This is a genomic window from Oleiphilus sp. HI0128 (genome assembly GCF_001635365.1).
Map to the genome: position 1 here is coordinate 1 of NZ_LWGG01000608.1, position 211 is coordinate 211.

Genomic DNA, 211 nt, shown 5'->3' on the forward strand with positions numbered 1-211 from the left:
AGGTTTGTGTGGCGGTTTGAACGTCAACTTGTTCAAGAAAGTTGCTAAAGATATGAAAAACTACGCGGATAACGCAGTAGAAGTCGATCTTTGCGCGGTTGGACAAAAAGCAATTAGCTTCTTTAAAAGCTACGGCGGTAATGTCGTTGCTGCATTAAGTCACCTTGGTGACGCACCTGCAGCACATGAGCTGATCGGTTCTGTAAAGGTG

The 211-nt window shown here is 45.0% G+C and carries 1 pseudogene; it reads left to right on the plus strand.

The annotated features are described in order from the left end of the window. Positions 1–211, plus strand: a pseudogene (locus A3763_RS07365) (F0F1 ATP synthase subunit gamma); the annotation flags it as partial.